This is a genomic window from Nitratireductor indicus C115, assembly GCF_000300515.1.
Lineage (GTDB): Bacteria > Pseudomonadota > Alphaproteobacteria > Rhizobiales > Rhizobiaceae > Nitratireductor > Nitratireductor indicus.
In genome coordinates this window covers 1-1,321 of record NZ_AMSI01000054.1, presented here as the reverse complement: position 1 = coordinate 1,321, position 1,321 = coordinate 1, and the positions used below count along the sequence as shown (strand labels likewise).

Annotated in this window: 1 protein-coding gene and 1 other annotated feature; the gene reads right to left on the bottom strand. The window is 59.5% G+C overall.

Translation table 11 applies throughout. From position 1 onward, the window contains the following. Window positions 1–39: 39 nt before the first annotated feature. A protein-coding gene (locus tag NA8A_RS24165; protein ID WP_086006195.1) for an IS3 family transposase occupies window positions 40–1,268 on the bottom strand; the annotation gives its coding sequence in 2 pieces (ribosomal slippage) (window positions 40–974 and window positions 974–1,268; 1,230 coding nt in all). Further along, window positions 871–987 (bottom strand) — a sequence feature (AL1L pseudoknot). (Overlaps the previous gene by 117 nt.) Window positions 1,269–1,321 lie beyond the last annotated feature (53 nt).

Sequence of the window (1,321 nt, the reverse complement as noted above, 5' to 3'; positions counted from 1 at the left end):
TGAACCGAGCCGGGTTTACCGGAGGCCATTTGGTTTAAGTTATGCGGCCACGGCCGTTAGATCCAGCGTGGCGTAATATTGTTCCTCCGCTTCAGCCGGAGGGATGTTTCCTATGGGCTCCAGAAGACGCCTGTGGTTGAACCAGTCGACCCATTCGAGTGTTGCGAACTCGACTGCTTCGAAGCTGCGCCACGGTCCACGGCGATGAATGACCTCGGCCTTGTAAAGCCCGTTGATCGTTTCGGCGAGAGCATTGTCGTAGCTGTCGCCGACACTCCCGACTGAGGGCTCAATACCCGCCTCGGCCAGTCGCTCCGAATACCTGATCGACACATATTGAACGCCCCTGTCGGAGTGATGCACCAGGCCACCTCCATGAACGGGACGCCGATCATGAAGCGCCTGTTCCAGGGCGTCGAGGACAAAGGTCGCATGCGCCGTCCGGCTGACACGCCAGCCGACAATACGCCGGGCAAATGCGTCGATGACGAAGGCGACATAGACGAAGCCCTGCCAGGTGGCCACGTACGTGAAATCCGAAACCCAGAGCCTGTTCGGTGCTGGGGCCCTGAACTGGCGGTTCACGCGGTCGAGCGGACTGGGTGCCGACTTGTCCGGGAACGTCGTCTTTACCGGCTTGCCACGGATGATCCCCTGAAGGCCCATGGACCGCATGAGCCGGGCCACCGTGCAGCGGGCTACATCGAAGCCTTCCCGTTGCAATTGCCTCCAGACCTTGCGCACGCCATAGACCCGGAAATTCTCCTCGAAAACACGGCGGATCTCGATCTTTAGAGCAATATCGCGACGAGCGCGGCCCGACAGGCGATCCACGTTCAACCGCTTGGAGACATTCTCGTAATAGGTCGACGGGGCAATCGGCAGCAGTCTGCAAATCGGCTCGACCCCAAACACACCTCGGTGTTCCTCCATGAAGGCAATCATCGCTTCAGTGGGCGGTCGAGCTCCGCCATCGCGAAATATGCAGATGCTTTGCGCAGGATCTCGTTGGCCTGACGAAGTTCACGGTTCTCCCGCTCCAGAGCCTTCATCTTCTCGGCCATCTCCGTCGGGATACCAGCCAGGGTGCCACTATCAACCTCGGACTTCTTGACCCATTCGTTCAGCGTGTGTGCCGAGCAGCCGATCTTCGCCGCAATCGATACGATCGCCTGCCAGCGAGACCCGTGCTGGCCCTCATTATCCAGCACAAGGCGAACCGCTCGTTCGCGTACTTCAGGGGAAAACTTGTTCGTCGTTTTGCTCATCGTGCTCCATCCTACTCAGGAGTTGGAGCCTCCGGCAAACCCGGCGCGGTTCA